Source organism: Microcystis sp. M144S2 (genome assembly GCF_020246065.1).
Taxonomy (GTDB): domain Bacteria; phylum Cyanobacteriota; class Cyanobacteriia; order Cyanobacteriales; family Microcystaceae; genus Microcystis; species Microcystis ichthyoblabe_A.
Window position 1 is genome coordinate 1 of the sequence record NZ_JADBTR010000182.1, and the last position, 15,776, is coordinate 15,776.

10 protein-coding genes are annotated in these 15,776 nt (G+C 43.0%); 3 read left to right on the forward strand and 7 right to left on the reverse strand.

All coding sequences use genetic code 11. The features are described from left to right. Positions 1-637: 637 nt before the first annotated feature. The 3 genes from IM462_RS20325 to IM462_RS20335 are packed head-to-tail and all read right to left on the reverse strand — an operon-like array spanning position 638 to position 5,738. Positions 638-3,352: a formylglycine-generating enzyme family protein gene (locus IM462_RS20325; RefSeq protein ID WP_287700734.1), complete on the reverse strand. Its 2,715-nt coding sequence runs from the start codon at positions 3,350-3,352 to the stop codon at positions 638-640. A gap of 8 nt (positions 3,353-3,360) precedes the next feature. Further along, complete coding sequence (locus IM462_RS20330) at positions 3,361-4,380, reverse strand: AAA family ATPase (RefSeq protein WP_287700736.1); 1,020 nt, start codon at positions 4,378-4,380, stop codon at positions 3,361-3,363. Continuing rightward, entirely contained in the window at positions 4,362-5,738 is a 1,377-nt protein-coding gene (locus tag IM462_RS20335) for a hypothetical protein (RefSeq protein WP_287700738.1), read from the reverse strand. Before IM462_RS20335 ends, IM462_RS20330 begins: the two co-directional genes overlap by 19 nt. Positions 5,739-5,864: 126 nt before the next feature. Between IM462_RS20335 and IM462_RS20340 the strand changes: the two genes are divergently transcribed. After that, the gene (locus tag IM462_RS20340; protein WP_002800141.1) at positions 5,865-6,044 is read left to right on the forward strand and encodes a hypothetical protein; all 180 of its coding nucleotides are present in this window, start codon (positions 5,865-5,867) and stop codon (positions 6,042-6,044) included. Between the two features lie 117 nt (positions 6,045-6,161). Here IM462_RS20340 and IM462_RS20345 read toward each other — a convergent pair whose 3' ends face one another. Beyond that, positions 6,162-7,346 carry an NAD(P)H-quinone oxidoreductase subunit H gene (locus IM462_RS20345; protein ID WP_287700740.1) on the reverse strand — a complete coding sequence of 395 codons (1,185 nt, stop codon included), beginning with the start codon at positions 7,344-7,346 and terminating at the stop codon, positions 6,162-6,164. Between the two features lie 786 nt (positions 7,347-8,132). Between IM462_RS20345 and pruA the strand changes: the two genes are divergently transcribed. Together pruA and IM462_RS20355 are read left to right on the forward strand one after the other, a co-directional pair. Further along, positions 8,133-11,102, forward strand: coding sequence for an L-glutamate gamma-semialdehyde dehydrogenase (gene pruA, locus IM462_RS20350; protein WP_287700742.1), 2,970 nt, complete (start codon positions 8,133-8,135; stop codon positions 11,100-11,102). Between the two features lie 327 nt (positions 11,103-11,429). Further along, the gene (locus tag IM462_RS20355; protein ID WP_287700744.1) at positions 11,430-13,064 is read left to right on the forward strand and encodes an alpha-D-glucose phosphate-specific phosphoglucomutase; all 1,635 of its coding nucleotides are present in this window, start codon (positions 11,430-11,432) and stop codon (positions 13,062-13,064) included. Positions 13,065-13,132: 68 nt separating this feature from the next. Here the strand turns inward: IM462_RS20355 and IM462_RS20360 are convergent, their stop codons facing one another. From IM462_RS20360 to IM462_RS20370, 3 genes are read right to left on the reverse strand one after another with little or no spacing between them, the layout of a single operon-like run. Next, positions 13,133-13,543, reverse strand: a complete 411-nt coding sequence (locus IM462_RS20360) for a tellurite resistance TerB family protein (RefSeq protein WP_287700746.1) — start codon at positions 13,541-13,543, stop codon at positions 13,133-13,135. A 1-nt stretch (position 13,544) separates the two neighbouring features. Further along, positions 13,545-14,885 (reverse strand): 16S rRNA (cytosine(967)-C(5))-methyltransferase, encoded by a 1,341-nt coding sequence (locus IM462_RS20365; protein ID WP_002792390.1) that lies wholly within the window; start codon positions 14,883-14,885, stop codon positions 13,545-13,547. Continuing rightward, a complete protein-coding gene (locus IM462_RS20370) occupies positions 14,882-15,475 on the reverse strand; it encodes an alpha/beta hydrolase (protein ID WP_306766099.1) in 594 nt (197 codons plus the stop codon). The genes IM462_RS20365 and IM462_RS20370 overlap by 4 nt, the downstream gene beginning before the upstream one ends. Between the last annotated feature and the right edge of the window lie 301 nt (positions 15,476-15,776).

Sequence of the window (15,776 nt, forward strand, 5' to 3'; positions counted from 1 at the left end):
AAGATTAAGGGTCGTCGCAGTTTACCCAGGGAGTAAGAGCGAGATTTTCGGGCAGAATCAGGAAAAACAGTGAAAGAATGCAGAAAATGATTCATAAATTCCAGCTAAATTCTATAAACTGCGCCACCATGCCCAGAGGAAGAATACCAGCAACTTGGTTTTGTGTTTCCCTTTCTATTTTAAGGACTCCCTGTACAAAAAAATTTTTTCTCGAAAGGTAAGGTAAGCTGCCCGCGCATTTAAATTGCTTGTTGAGATAAGGCACTCATGCAAGAGGCAAAAGGCAAAAAGGGGAATAAATAATCAGTCTTTAATAACCGGATTTAGTATAACCTATCCCTGCGTCTTCATCGGCCTGCATCCTGTAGGGGCGAAGCATTCGGGCAATAACCTATTGCTGAAACCGTAGATTTTCTATCCGAATGCTTCGCCCGTACTTTTTCAGCACAGAAAACGGGTTTCTCGGAGAAACCCGTTTTCTACTCATGGACACCCCCCTTATCAAGGGGAGCAGGGGGGAGAACCCAAATAACCAGATTTAGTATAACTCCTAAACTAATACACTTGTTCTATAGTATGCCCCAAAAAATTCCAGAAAAGGGAATGAGGGTAAAAAGGGAAAAAAAGAGAAAAAGGGTTACAGGGTCCTCCCAGCACCGCACACCACCCGAAAACCGTTGCCGAAGTCGCCGCGGAGGTTGATGAAGCGGTAAGCGGAACGGCAGTAATACGGATTGCTGAACCAAGAACCGCCCCGCAATGGAGAATAATTATCATTCCCATTTTCTATCCAAGCACTGCCATCCGTCGGCGCACCGTCATAATTATTGTGCCAAGTATCGGCGCACCATTCCCAAACGTTTCCGTGCATATCGTACAACCCAAAGGCATTAGCTACCTGAAAATAGCCCACTGGGGTTGTTTTACGTCGATATTCTCCTGTAGGTTCATCGGCATAGGTTTTAGTAGCTCGATAGTTAGCTAAATCTGCCGTTATCGTTTCCCCAAAGTGAAAGGCGGTTGTTGTCCCCGCTCTACAGGCGTACTCCCATTCTGCCTCACTCGGTAGCCGATACTCCCGTTTTGTTTTCCTTGATAGTCGTTTACAAAATTCCGTTGCTTCATACCAGTTGACTCTTTCTACAGGTAACTCATCCCCGTGGAAGTGATAGGGGTTTGTCTTCAGGTCGATGTCTATTTTAGCGGTTGCGGCAATCGCTCTCCACTGGCCCTGGGTAATCGGGGTTTGACTCATGTAGAAAGCGGGGACTTTGACTAGGTGTTGTGGTCTTTCCCTTTTATGTGCGTCCCAACGAAATTTTTTAACCAGTCTTTCGATTTCCCCATCTTCCGTTCCCATCCAGAATTCTCCTTGGGGAATATACATCATGCGGATATAGTTTTGAGCTTTTTTCCGGTTGCGAACTTCCGGAAGGTTTTCATCGTAAAAATAGGCTTTAACAGGTTTTCTCTCGATAACTTGGCCTGTTTTATTAACCAATACCGTTTCTGCGGTAAAAAGGAAAAGGTTTTCATTGTAGGGAACAATAGCGGCTACTTTGTCTATTAAACGTTTTTGTAGGGTTCCTTCGTCTTCTGGGGAAAGTTGAAGGACATTGCCAACGTCGTTTAAATCCCCTCTAGAATAGGCGGCAATCGTTTTATTAAGCAATAATAAGGGTTCATAATCGGCTAAAGCAGCGGATAGATTTTTTAATAAAGCTGTCAATCTCACAAGACGCACTCGGTTATTATTTTTGATAGCTTCTGCTAGTACCTGTCTGATTTCGTTGACTGCTTGACTGGGTTTTAGGTAGGCAAGAGCTAACCATTGTTGATTTTGCCAATAAACCGATTGTGAGCAATAATCACCGATTTGTTCCTGAATATAGGTTTGTAACTGATAGGCCAGAGATTTGAGTTCCTCTGGGGTTAATTTTTTTAATAGTAGTTTACGAACATCGGGAGACATTTCATAGAGTTCTCGATCTATTTTGCGGACTAAACTGGACAGTAAAATATCAGCGATCGCATACCAGGGAGCTTGATTATCTTTATCTTGATGTTGACGCAGATAATAAAGTAAATTAGGGGATAAACCAAGGGGAAAAGCCGCTCGTTTCGCTAGTTCTCTGGTGTTTGGTTCGTTTTCTTCTTCAAATAATCTTAAACGGCTTTTTGCGCTAAAAAAATCTTCATCCTCATCCCAATTATCCCCTTGTTGAAATTGATTAGGATTAAATAAATGACGGGGTGGGATAGCTTCTTCTTTTAGCCATGTTATCAAGTTTTCCCAGTCCTCTGTGGTTAGTTCAAACATGGAAAAATTGGGTATATCTTCAGCTAAATCAGCAATATCCCAGGCAGTTGTCCCATACCATCGATAATAGGGTAAGGGGTTTAACCATGCGACTCGGCTAAATCTTCGGCTAAATCGTCGGATAAGGGTTTCTGTTGCGCTCAAGCGCTCTTCTACATAACGTTTTCTAGCGGCACCCGCATCACTAAGAATTAGACAACTGGTTACTTCCGGAGAATAGTTAGAGAGAACTTTGGTTAAAGATTGACTTTCCCAACCGTTTTCTTGTCGTAAAACCTCGTCTCTAATCAGATTATCAAAGTAAAAATGGGGAACATTTGCCCAAGTTTGCTTCATTATTCGCCCAAATCCTGCAAAGGGAATCATCGAGTCAGAACAATCAATAAAAATTATAATTTCTCGGCGATAAAGTTGTTTCTTTTGGTAAATTATTTGATCAAAAAAACCTCGTTTAGCCGTTGCCATCACCGTGGCTTTTATATCCCAAGTTTGTCGAGGACTTTCTAGGGGTAATGGACGCAGTTGCTGCCAACTTTCTTGTAACTTAGCGATGCCAATAGGATAATAATCAGGATTATCTAAGGAGGTGATTTTTTTTCGCTTTTCAATAGCTGTGGCAATTTGTGGAAATGAAGTCTCCGGTGCTATTGGTGTATCCCCAGAAGGAGTAATTTCTAATGAGGGAGATTCCCTATCATCCATCGGGTTTATGATTTTGCTAATCGATTCTTCTGAATGACGAATAGGTGTTTTTTTGGCTATTTCTATATTTATTTCTGGTTGGAATTGTAGCATCTCTGTCCAGGCCTGATCAAACTTTTCTTTTTCTTTCGGGGATTTAACCCATAAAGCTTGACAAAGAAGTTTAATTTTAGGATTGTCTAAGTTGGGATTCTCTTGAATAGCAATATCAGAATCATTGGCGAGTTTTTGAATTAGGTAATTTTCCACCCGATAATATTGTTCAATAGACAGCAGAAATCCTTCTTCGTCTCTGAGTTGATAAAATAGGTCAAGTAGGGGGGATGTCATTGGCTTTTTTAACCTCTTGTTCCATAATCTTGTAAATCGGTACGGCTTTTTAGTAAAACACTAGCGTGGGGTAATTTGTCCTCTTTTAATTTGGCGATAATTTCTTCAGGTTTGTACTTGAGCAACGATTTAAACCAGGCTATTAATTCACTGGTGCTAACTTTTTTTTCTCCTTCAGATTTAGTCTCGTCTTGTGATGTTCTCACTTCCAGAAAACGATCCACTGCTTTGATGATAACCTCTTGTTCAGCGTCGGTAAACCGTTCGGTTAATATTTTTCTTAATCTTTCTTGGTTGGGTAGCTCAATATAGTGATAAATGCAACGTCTCAGAAAAGCATTGGGTAAGTTTTTTTCTTGATTACTGGTAATGATAATCAGAGGAAAAGCTTGATCATTTGCTTGAATTAATTCTCCTGTTTCTTTAATGAAAAAACGACGAGATTCAATGGCTAAAAGTAAATCATTAGGAAAATCTCGATCTGCTTTATCTATTTCATCAATTAATACTACCGATTGTTCTTGCTTATCTTTACTTTGTTCAAATGCTTTACCCAAGGGTTGTAAATCAACCCAATCTTTTGAAGTAGCTGGATTTTTTTGCTTTGAAGTAGCTGGATTTTTTTGCTTTGAAGTAGCTGGATTTTTTTGCTCAGAAGAAGATTCTTCTATTTCTTTTTGGCTTAAAATTCCGCTAATTTGAGCAGCTTGTAAACGACCAATATAATCATATTGATAGAGACTATCTTCCGCTTTACTTGTAGATTGAACTATCCATTCATGATATTTTATAGGATTATTTTCACGGTGATAATTAAATTCATAAACTAAGGCATGAGCTAAACGACTTTTGCCACATCCCGGTTCACCTTCTAGTAACAAAGGCATTCCCAATTCAATAGCCAAGTTAACAACTTCTATTAACTCATCACCTGCGTCATAGGGATAAATTTTTTGTTGAATCGGTTCATAATAAAGATCCGATTTAGGTTGAATTTCTCCCCTGTAAGTTAAGGATAGTTTAGCCATTTCTTTGCGTCCGATAATTTTACTTGAAATTGTTGATAAAAAGCTTTCAGTGTGTCTTCTATGTTGCCTTCATTGCTATTTTGCCATAATTCCTGCAAGGTAGATTTAAATAATTCTGTGGTTTCATCCTGTAAGTCACAACCTAACTGAAGTTGTTGAGCAAAAGTAGGAATAATTTCCTGAAAAGACCGTTTTTCAAAGCAAGAGTCAATCTGTAAGCGGTGAATAGTAAATTCTGATAATTTGTCCTTATCTCTCCAATCATTCCCTTCTCCATAATCTAACCAAATCATTAATAAAAAGCCTTTAATGGGACTATTTTGTATTTTACGAGCGTTGGTAATTAAGTTTTGCCAAAATGAATCAATGTCTTTTAAACGGGAAAAGTCTGCACAATCAATTCCTTCAAAAATCAAACAAAAATTATTAGCTTTTAAATTTTTAATTCCTCCAGAATTATTGAAAAAATGTTCATGAAGACCATAGCTATCCCATTCCTCTTGACCATCTCCTTGAAATTTAAAAACAATAGGTTTAACGGGCAAATTATTAGTGATAAAGAGTTGTTTGTGTAAACGATGTAAACACCAAAAACGATATGTATGAGGACAAGGGGGAATATAAATACTGCCTTCTCGTAAAGGTTTAGCAGCTATTGAACTGGTAAATTTTACTAGATTAGTGTAATTAAATTCTGTTAAAATATCATAAATCTTCCCATTATTTGTTCGTTGATTTTTTAGGTTTTGATGATGAATTTTACAACATTCTAAGCTTTCAAAATCTAGTCCTAATACTTCGCAATAAGCTTGAACAATATAAGACTGTTTAGAGGTTCTTTGCCCTTTTTTTCCTATTCCATATTCTTTTTCAGTACAAAACCGCAAACTATCTCCAGATATGCCAATTACCTTTAAAATAGACGAATCTAATAGATAATTCATATCTGCTAAGGTTAAATGAATTGAATTATCATTAATATCTTCAATTCTGGTTGTATTTATTTTATTTTGAGTAATGTACTCCCTTTTCTTCTTATTTTCAAATCCTTTAAAATCAGATTCATTTTGTAAGTACAATTTCTTCCCCTTTGGTTTTAAAACCTCTTTAGTTGTTCCAGATTGTGGCGATGATGTCATCCAAGCTTTCAAGACATTTAATGGAATGGTATAACTGGAAGTTTTTGTTTGACTACGGTATTCTTCGAGAAATGCCTCAAGTAACCATCGACTTGCTTCTATTAATATTTTCTCTATTTTCTCCGAAGCACAAGAATAGTCTCCCTCATAAGCATCTTTAGCCTTACGAAGGGTTTCTACATCTTCATCCGATAATCTGATTTCGCCGGACCTTAACATAAATCTCGTCAAACGTCAACCTACGATCTGATCCACTTTTTGATCCCCTTTTGCCAGCATTTGCTGAAAGCATTTTAATCAACTTGTCCTCAAAAAACAAGCCCTAAGGCGACAGGAGCAAAATCTATGAATTTCTGGCAAAAACATAAAGCGGACATTGACGTGATTTGCCGCATCATCACCACTTTAACCGCCTTGGTTAGTTTGGGTGTTCAGGTGGGGGAGTTAAAGATTCCCGAAAGCAAGATTCTTCCCCCTATTACTGAGGTTCAATTGGAAGCGGGGAAAAAGACTCACACCCACTAAGGAAGATAAATACTAGGGATTGAAGCACATTACCTGAAATAAAGGCCGATGTGCTTTTTTCATGAGACTAGACCAAAACGAGGGTGAGTTAATAAGATAACCCACCCTGAAGGAGATTTAGCGATCAACTGACCCCATAATAATATCAATACTGCCTAAAATCGCCATAATATCGGCAACTTTTACCCCTTTGAGGATATGAGGCAGAATTTGAAGATTATTAAAATCGGCGGCCCGAATTTTCCAACGCCAAGGGAAAACATCATCATTACCGACGATAAAGATACCTAATTCGCCTTTACCACTTTCCAAGCGCACATAATGTTCACCTTTAGGAATCTTAAAAGTGGGGGCGACTTTTTTGGCGATATATTGATAGTCAAAATCATTCCAAGCTGATTTTTTCCCTTCTGCCATCCGTTTTGCTTCCAGATTTTCGTAGGGACCACCGGGTAAACCTTTCAGTGCTTGCCGGATAATTTTCACCGATTCGCGCATTTCCCGAATCCGCACCAGATAACGAGCAAAACAATCGCCGGCGGTTTCCCAATGCACTTCCCAGTCAAAATCGTCGTAACACTCGTAATGGTCAACTTTTCTTAAATCCCATTTCACCCCGGAAGCGCGCAACATCGGACCGGATAAACCCCAGTTAATCGCTTCGTCTCTGGTAATGCAGCCTATCCCTTCAATACGACGGCGGAAAATCGGGTTATTAGTGATTAATTTCTCGTATTCGTCCACTTTTGGGTCAAAATAGTCACAGAAATCCTCGCACTTATCCACCCATCCGTAGGGTAAATCTACCGCCACGCCACCAATACGGAAATAATTGTTATTAATTAACCGCATTCCCGTGGCAGCTTCCCAGAGGTCATAAATCATCTCCCGTTCCCGGAAAATGTAGAAAAAGGGAGTTTGTGCGCCTACATCCGCCATAAAGGGGCCTAACCAGAGTAAATGGTTAGCGATGCGGTTGAGTTCCAACATAATCACCCGGATATATTGCGCTCGTTTGGGAACGGCGATATCGGCTAATTTTTCGGGAGCATTGACCGTAATCGCCTCGTTAAACATCCCTGCGGCGTAATCCCAACGACTAACGTAGGGAACGTACATGACATTGCTGCGATTTTCGGCAATTTTTTCCATGCCCCGATGAAGATAACCGATTACGGGTTCACAGTCAATCACGTCTTCCCCGTCAAGGGTGACGATTAAGCGCAAAACTCCGTGCATCGAAGGGTGATGGGGTCCCATGTTTAAAACCATGGGTTCTGTTCTCGTTTCAATTTTTGCCATAGGGCTACCGATGATCCCGAAAATCTTTTTAAAGTTATTATAGGTAAACGCTTCGACAATACACAAGGACTATCGGGTATCAGGAGGCGGCTGGCAGGATTTAGGAGGCAGTCACGATGCAACAAGTTACACTGTCAAGCATGAAAATATTCTGATCCTAAATCCAGTTATTAAAAACTGATTATTTATTCCCCCTTTTGCAGGAGTGCCTCTCCTGATATGTAGCCTATACTCAAGGGATTTAGTATTACTTGAGATCTGATTACTCAATCCAAGCTTTTGGGGGGTTCTACCCCCCAAACCCCCCGTTGGGGGCGTGGCGCCGCCCCCAAACCCCCCGCGCATTAGTTTTTCGGTGGGATGCTTACACGCAGCCGCTGACACATCTGTAATGATTTGAGAGTCACTCCCCTTGCAGGAGTGTCTCTGCTGATATGTAGCTTATACTCAACGGATTTAGTATGATCGACGAATTGGCGTTATTTCAGCTTCTATTTTCCAGTCAGTCAGGATTTAGGAGATTATTTTTATTTATTCTCCCCATTTCCCCATTTCCCCACCTCCCCACTTCCCCACTTCCTCACTCGATCGAGTACAATAGAGTGTTCAGCAAAAGCGATCAGCTATTAGCTTTGATTAGTCCTTCGGTAAGAATATAAACCAGAGAAAAGAGCCATTAAGAGCGGCAATCAGCTGAAAAAGCTCAAAAACTGAATTTTAGGCTGAAGGCTGACGGTAGCTTGCTGAAAGCTGAATCCCGTTGATAATTTTTTTACTTGAATCGCCGTGGTTATCCAAATCGAATCAACTCAAAACTACGAAACCAAAACCCAAGAGATCGCTAGACAACTTTTAGCCGAAACTCGGGAAAAAAAAGGTCTTTGGTCTGCTTTACAGGATCAAATGCGTTGGGATGATAAATTACTCGATTGGGCAATGTCTAATCCCAATTTACGAGTACAATTATTCCGTTTTATTGACTGTTTACCCGCTTTACGCAGTAATGCCGAGATCGCTAATCATCTCCAACAATACCTCGGTGATGCTTCCGTAGAACTGCCCAGTGCGCTGAAAAGTATCCTCAACTTTAGTGATCCTAACTCCCTACCCGCTCAAACGGCCGCCAGTCTGATCAGTAAATCCGTAGAAACCTTAGCTCGTAAGTATATCGCCGGGGAAGACCTAGAGCAAATTACTCGCACTGTCACCCGTCTGCGCAAGGAAAAAATGGCTTTTACCATAGATCTCCTCGGTGAAGCGGTAATTACTGAAGCGGAAACCCAAGTTTATCTACAAAGTTATCTCGATTTAATGACCCATTTGGCTCAAGAAGCGAGCAAATGGAATAAAGTTAGCCAAATTGATGAAGCGGACGGCGACTTACTACCACAAGTGCAGGTTTCTGTCAAGCTAACTGCCTTTTATTCTCAGTTTGATCCCATAGATCCGATTGGCAGTAAGGAGAAAGTTTGCGATCGCATTCGCCTACTGTTGCGACGCGCTCAGGAGTTAGGGGTGGCAGTCCATTTTGATATGGAACAGTACGTTTATAAAAACCTCACCCTGGCTATCCTGAAAGAATTACTCCTAGAAGAAGAATTTCGCAGTCGTACCGATATTGGCATCACCCTACAGGCATATTTAAGAGATTCTGCCCAGGATTTACAAGATTTAATTAATTGGGCCAAAAAGCGCGGTTATCCCCTGACTGTCCGGCTAGTCAAAGGCGCTTACTGGGATCAGGAAACGATTAAATCTCGGCAAAATCATTGGCCACAGCCGGTATATAACGAAAAATCGGCCACCGATGCCAATTATGAACGGATGACGCGGTTATTATTGGAAAATCATCAATATTTATACGCCGCCATCGGTAGTCATAACGTGCGATCGCAAGCCTTGGCCTGTGCGATCGCAGAAAGTTTAGAAATTCCCCGTCGTCGCTTTGAAATGCAGGTATTGTACGGCATGGGCGACCAATTAGCCAAAGCGTTAGTGAAGCGGGGTCATCGGGTGCGGGTTTATTCCCCCTACGGACAACTCTTACCCGGTATGGCCTACCTAATCCGCCGTTTATTAGAAAATACCGCTAATAGTTCCTTCCTAAGGCAAAATTTGGAGGATCGTCCCGTGGAAGATTTAATCGCAGCCCCCCGGGTTTTAGGCAAGGATAACCCGATTATCGCCGGTTTTCCTAATGCCGCCGATACAGATTATGCCAACGAGCAATTGCGAAATAAAGCGAGTCAAGCCCTTACTTTTGTCAAAAATTCCCTCGGTAAAACCTATTTACCCCTAATTAACGGCGAATACGTCACCACCAATGTTCAAATTAATTCCGTTAATCCCTGTAACCCGCAGGAAATAGTGGGTAAAGTGGGCTTAATTGAGGTGGAACAGGCAGAAAAAGCGATCATAGCGGCAAAACAGGCTTTTCCCGCTTGGAAACGCACTCCAGTGGCTAAAAGAGCCGAAATACTGCGAAAAGCGGCGGATTTGATGGAAGCGCGACGACACGAGTTATCGGCCTGGATTTGTTTGGAAGTGGGCAAAGTTATCCAACAGGCGGATCCGGAAGTGTCAGAAGCGATCGATTTTTGCCGTTATTACGCCTCCGAGATGGAAAGACTGGATTTAGGGCATAATTTCGACGTAGCAGGCGAGAATAATCGTTATTCCTACCAACCCCGGGGTGTTGCTTTAGTGATTTCTCCCTGGAATTTCCCCCTAGCCATTGCGGTGGGGATGACAGTAGCGGCTTTAGTAGCCGGTAACTGCACGCTATTGAAACCTGCCGAGACTTCCTCGGTGATTACGGCGAAATTTGCCGAGATTCTCCTAGAAGCGGGTATTCCTGCCGGAGTCTTCCAATATATCCCGGGTAAAGGTTCCCAGGTGGGGGCGCATTTAGTTAGCCATCCCGATGTTCACCTAATCGCCTTCACCGGTTCACGAGAAGTGGGCTGTCGCATCTATACAGATGCCTCTATCGTGCAAAAGGGTCAAAAACACCTAAAACGAGTTATCGCCGAAATGGGCGGCAAAAATGCCCTAATTGTCGATGAGAGTGCCGATTTAGATCAGGCCGTTGTCGGTGCGGTTAAGTCCGCTTTTGGCTACACCGGCCAGAAATGTTCGGCCTGTTCGCGGATAATCGTTCTGGAAAGCGTCTATGATAGCTTTGTTGATCGCTTTGTCGAGGCTACCAAGTCCCTCAATATCGGGCCGACGGATTTACCGAGTACGGAAGTAGGACCGGTTATCGACGAGAAAGCTCAAGCAAGAATTCGGGAATACATCGAAACTGGTAAAAAAGAGGCAGAATTGGCCCTAGAAATGCCAATTCCAGAAGTGGGTTACTTCGTCAGTCCCACCGTCTTTAAGAATGTTCCCCCTGATGCGGTAATAGCGATGGAGGAAATTTTTGGTCCGGTGGTGGCGATTATCAAAGTGAGCAATTTCGAGGAAGCTTTAGCTGTAGCTAACGGAACCGACTATGCTTTAACCGGTGGCTTATATTCTCGCACTCCTGCCCATATTAACCGAGCTACGCAGGAATTTGAAGTAGGAAACCTCTATATTAACCGGGGAATCACCGGTGCGATTGTCTCCCGTCAACCCTTCGGGGGTTTCAAGATGTCGGGGGTAGGTTCCAAAGCAGGGGGTCCCGATTATCTCTTGCAATTCCTCGAACCTCGTCACATCAGCGAGAATATTCAACGTCAGGGATTTGCACCGATTGAAGGGGCCGATTAAGCGATATAGCTAAAATTGGTTATTATTGGGGGTTTATACCCCCAAATCTGGTTCATTTATCTGCTAAGACTCATCTTAACCCCCTATCCTTAGATTAGCTCTCTTATTCTTTGTGTGATCAGTTTAAGTTATATAGGAGCGATCGATCTCTGTGTCCTTTGTGTCTCTGTGGTTCCTTCCACTCGCTCGCCAGCGGCACTGTATCTTAGAATATATTTTACTCACCAAACCCAATAGAACCGTTGTCTTTCTTACCTGATTTCTTGGCTGTCAACCTACTGCTATATACTTAAGTTTACAATTGCGTCAGCCCATCGAGAAAAGACTATGACGATTGAAACCGTTGCCACAAAACCCTTTAGTGACCAAAAACCGGGGACTTCCGGACTGCGAAAATCCGTTCCCGTTTTTCAACAACCCCATTATCTGGAAAATTTTATTCAAGCTATCTTCAATACTTTAGACGGTATCGAGGGTCAAACCCTAGTTGTCGGTGGAGATGGTCGTTATTATAACCGTCAAGCTATTCAAACTATCCTGAAAATCGCCGCCGCTAACGGTATCGGTAGAATACTCGTGGGGACCGATGGTATTGTCTCCACTCCGGCTATTTCTGGGTTAATTCGCGAAAATAACGCTTTTGGCGGTATTGTTCTCTCTGCTAGTCATAACCCCGGCGGTCCAGAGGGCGATTTTGGCATTAAGTACAATATTACTAACGGCGGACCGGCCCCGGAAAATATCACCGATGCAATTTATGCCGAGACGAAGGTGATTAGCGGTTATAAAATCCTCTTAGGGGCCGATATTAATCTTGATCGCCCCGGTTCCTTTAAACTGGGAACTATGGATGTGGAAGTGATCGATGCGGTTACTCCCTACGTCAAAATGATGGAAAAGATTTTTGATTTCGATCGCATTCAAGCCCTACTCACTTCTGGTAAGTTTAAAATGTGCATGGATTCTCTCCATGCGGTGACGGGTCCCTACGCTTATGCTCTATTTGAACAGCGTTTAGGCGCGCCCAAAGGTACAGTATTAAATGGTATTCCCCTAGAGGATTTTGGTGGTGGTCATCCCGATCCTAACCTAGTCTATGCCCATGATCTGGTAGAAATTCTCTTTGGTCAAGAGGCTCCGGATTTTGGGGCTGCTTCCGATGGAGATGGCGATCGCAATATGATCCTCGGTCAGAATTTTTTTGTCACCCCTAGTGATAGTTTAGCTGTACTGACTGCCAACGCTCATCTAGTACCGGGCTATCAAAATGGTATCACGGGAGTGGCGCGATCGATGCCCACCAGTGCGGCGGCCGATCGCGTAGCGGCTAAACTGGGAATTGACTGTTATGAAACTCCCACCGGTTGGAAATTCTTCGGTAATTTGTTGGATGCGGGGAAAGCAACCCTTTGCGGTGAGGAAAGTTTCGGCACGGGTTCCAATCATATTCGCGAAAAAGATGGTTTATGGGCGGTTCTTTTCTGGTTAAATATTTTGGCAGTTAAAGGGGAATCTGTAGAGGAAATTGTCCGCAGTCATTGGCAAGAATTTGGCCGCAATTTCTATTCTCGTCATGACTATGAAGAAGTCGCCTTAGAACCGGCAAAAGAGATGATGGCACGTCTCCAGAAGCTGGTTTTAGACCTTAAGGGTAAACAATTTGGTAACTATGAAGTGGAATATGCCGATGATTTTAGCTATACGGATCCGGTGGATGGTAGTATCAGTAAAAATCAAGGCATTCGCATTGGTTTTACCGATGGTTCTCGGATTATTTATCGTCTATCGGGTACGGGAACTAAAGGAGCAACTCTCCGGGTTTATCTAGAAAGTTATGAACCGGACGCAAGTAAACACGATATCGACACCCAAAAGGCCCTACAGCCGTTAATTGATTTAGCCGAAAAAATCGGTCAAATTCGTCAATCTACCGGACGGGAACAACCCACAGTTATTACCTAAAATCTAGGGAGCGGCTATCAGTTTTTATCGGGGAAATTTTTGACCTGCTCATCACTGATAGCCCCTCCTTAATTACTTTCAGTAATTGCCCTGTGGTACAATTTCTGAATTCCCGTCACTAATTTATCTAAAATAGATCGATGGCTATCATGAGTCGGATCGAAACTCTGCACTTTAGTTAATAATTTCGCTTCCTGTATATCCACGTCGTCATCGCTATAGATTAAAGTGCTAATCGATGTTAGTAGATCTTGATAGATTTCTGGACTAGGATTGTCGCCTAAATAGGACTCTAACCATCGATAACATTCACCGGTTTTAACTGGTTTTAGTTCCGATAATAGTGGTTTAATCTCCGGATCATCATCAAGTTTTTCCCTCACAGCTACCTGTCTTAAATAGCTTCTTTCTGATGGTTGAATGACACCATCAATCCAAGCAACACCGATGAGAATTTTCAGTAATTGTTTATTTTTCATCTCACACTTCCTTGACTAACTTAGCCATAAAAAAACCGTCTTGATTATGTCGATGGGGTAACACTTCGATCGCTCCCGTTTCTGTATAGTATTCTGAGACGCACGAATTAGAGTCAGGAGTGGCCATTTTCCAATCGGGATGAGCCGCTAAAAACTGCTCGATCACTCTTTCATTTTCTAACGGATTTAAGGTACAGGTGGCATAAACTAAGATTCCCTTCGGTTTTACCCAAGTAGCAGCCGAGGCTAAAAGTTCCCCCTGTCGTTTGGCTAGTACAGGTAAATTTTCGGGTGTTTGTCGCCAACGTATATCAGGACGCTTGTGCAGGGTTCCCAATCCTGAACAGGGAGCATCAATTAGTACACGATCAGCGATGCCGCACCACTGGGGACGATCGCGACTATCCCCTAGATGTATTTCGATCGCTTTTAAGTCTAATCTTTTAATATTGGCTTCTAACTGTCGTAAACGGGATGGTGTTTGATCACAGGCTAATATTCTACCCCGATCGCCCATTAATTCGGCAATATGAGTGGTTTTTCCCCCCGGTGCCGCACAAGCGTCGATAATTGTCTCTCCGGGCTGGGGATCGAGTAGATAAGTGACTAATTGGGCGCTAATATCCTGTAGGGTGTAATTTCCGGCTCGAAATCCCTCTAAACGCTCAATATTGCCTAAACCAGAGGTTAAACGGCAAGCTAGAGGTAATTTAAGATGATGAAAAGTTATATTGGCTGATTCTAAATCATTTTCTAGGGCTTCTCGGCTAGTTTTCAGGGGATTAATCCGAATATCGAGGTCAGGAGAGCGATTAAACCATTGACACAGTTGTTCCGTTTCCGTAACACTAAAGCGATCTAACCACAATTGCACCAACCAATCGGGGAAACTGTGGAGAATACCCAATCTAGAAGCGGTATTTTCCGGTAAAAGTAAAGGATCGTCGCCATTAGCAGTTAAACGGAGATATTGCCGCAGCATTCCGTTAACCACCGCCGCTAATTTGCCTAAATGACTGATTTTAGTTAATTCTACCGCCGTATTCACCGCCGCTGATGGGGGAATCTGGGAGAGATAGCGCAGTTGATAAAGACCAATATGGAGAATTCGCCGTAAATCTGGGGGTTGCTGGGCTGCGGTTTTTTTCCCCAGGCGATCGAGCAGCGCATCCAAAGTTCTTTGTCGGCGCATTATACCATAAACAATCTCCGTTGTCAAGGCTTTGTCAAGACAATTTAAGGAACTAGCGGACAAATGGCGATCAAGAGCGCGATCAGGATAGGCGGAGGAGCGATCGATATCGCGTAAAATCAGCAAAGCCAGCTGACGAGCATTATTCATGCAGTTTCTAGACGATTGCGGAGGAATTGGCGTAATATAGTCAGCGCCGGAATGGGGATTTCGTGACCCATATTTAACTCGTGATATTCGACGTTAACCCCCAAACCAAGCAGTAAATCTCTGGCCTGACGAGCAGCAGCGATAGGAACGACGGGATCCTGCTTACCATGAACAATTAAGACATTTTGTGGACCTTGGGGATGGGGTTCACCGTGCAGATAACCACTCAGGGAACCCAATCCCGCCAAGGGTAAGGATAAACCCACATCCAGGGTCATCGCTCCCCCTTGGGAAAAACCGGTCAAAAAAGTCCGCTCTAGGGGAATGCCGGTAGTTGCTTCTAGGGAAATAATCCAATCGTGCAACTGTTGACGACTAGCGACTAAACCTTGATGATCGGAGGTTTCTAGCGCATACCAGGCGCGTCCCCCCGGCACTTGCGGATGATCAAAGGGAGCATTAGGAAACAAAAATTGACAATCAGCCAGATCCAGCATCGATGCAAGGGGGGCCAGATCCATGGCATCGGCACCCCAACCGTGCAGCATGATCACTAGATAGCGAGCGGGATTTTCCGGGGAAGGGGGAATGACAATCGGGTTAAAAGACAGAGTTTTTTCCTCGCAATTCTCTTTTTTCTCTATTCTATAGCGGTTTTCTCCGGGATGAGATGGCTGTGGGGGAGTCTTTTCAGTAACCAGTAATCAGTGAAAAGAAAACTCCGATTACTACCCCCTTCCTCTCTCGGAAAAGGTTTGGGGGTGAGGACATTGTGGGCGCACGCAGTGCGCCCCTACCATTGGCGCAATGATATTATTGTAGGGGCGAATTGCATTCGCCCTCTTGGAATAACTTCTGCTTCTGGGAGAAGGTTTGGGGGTGAGGACATTG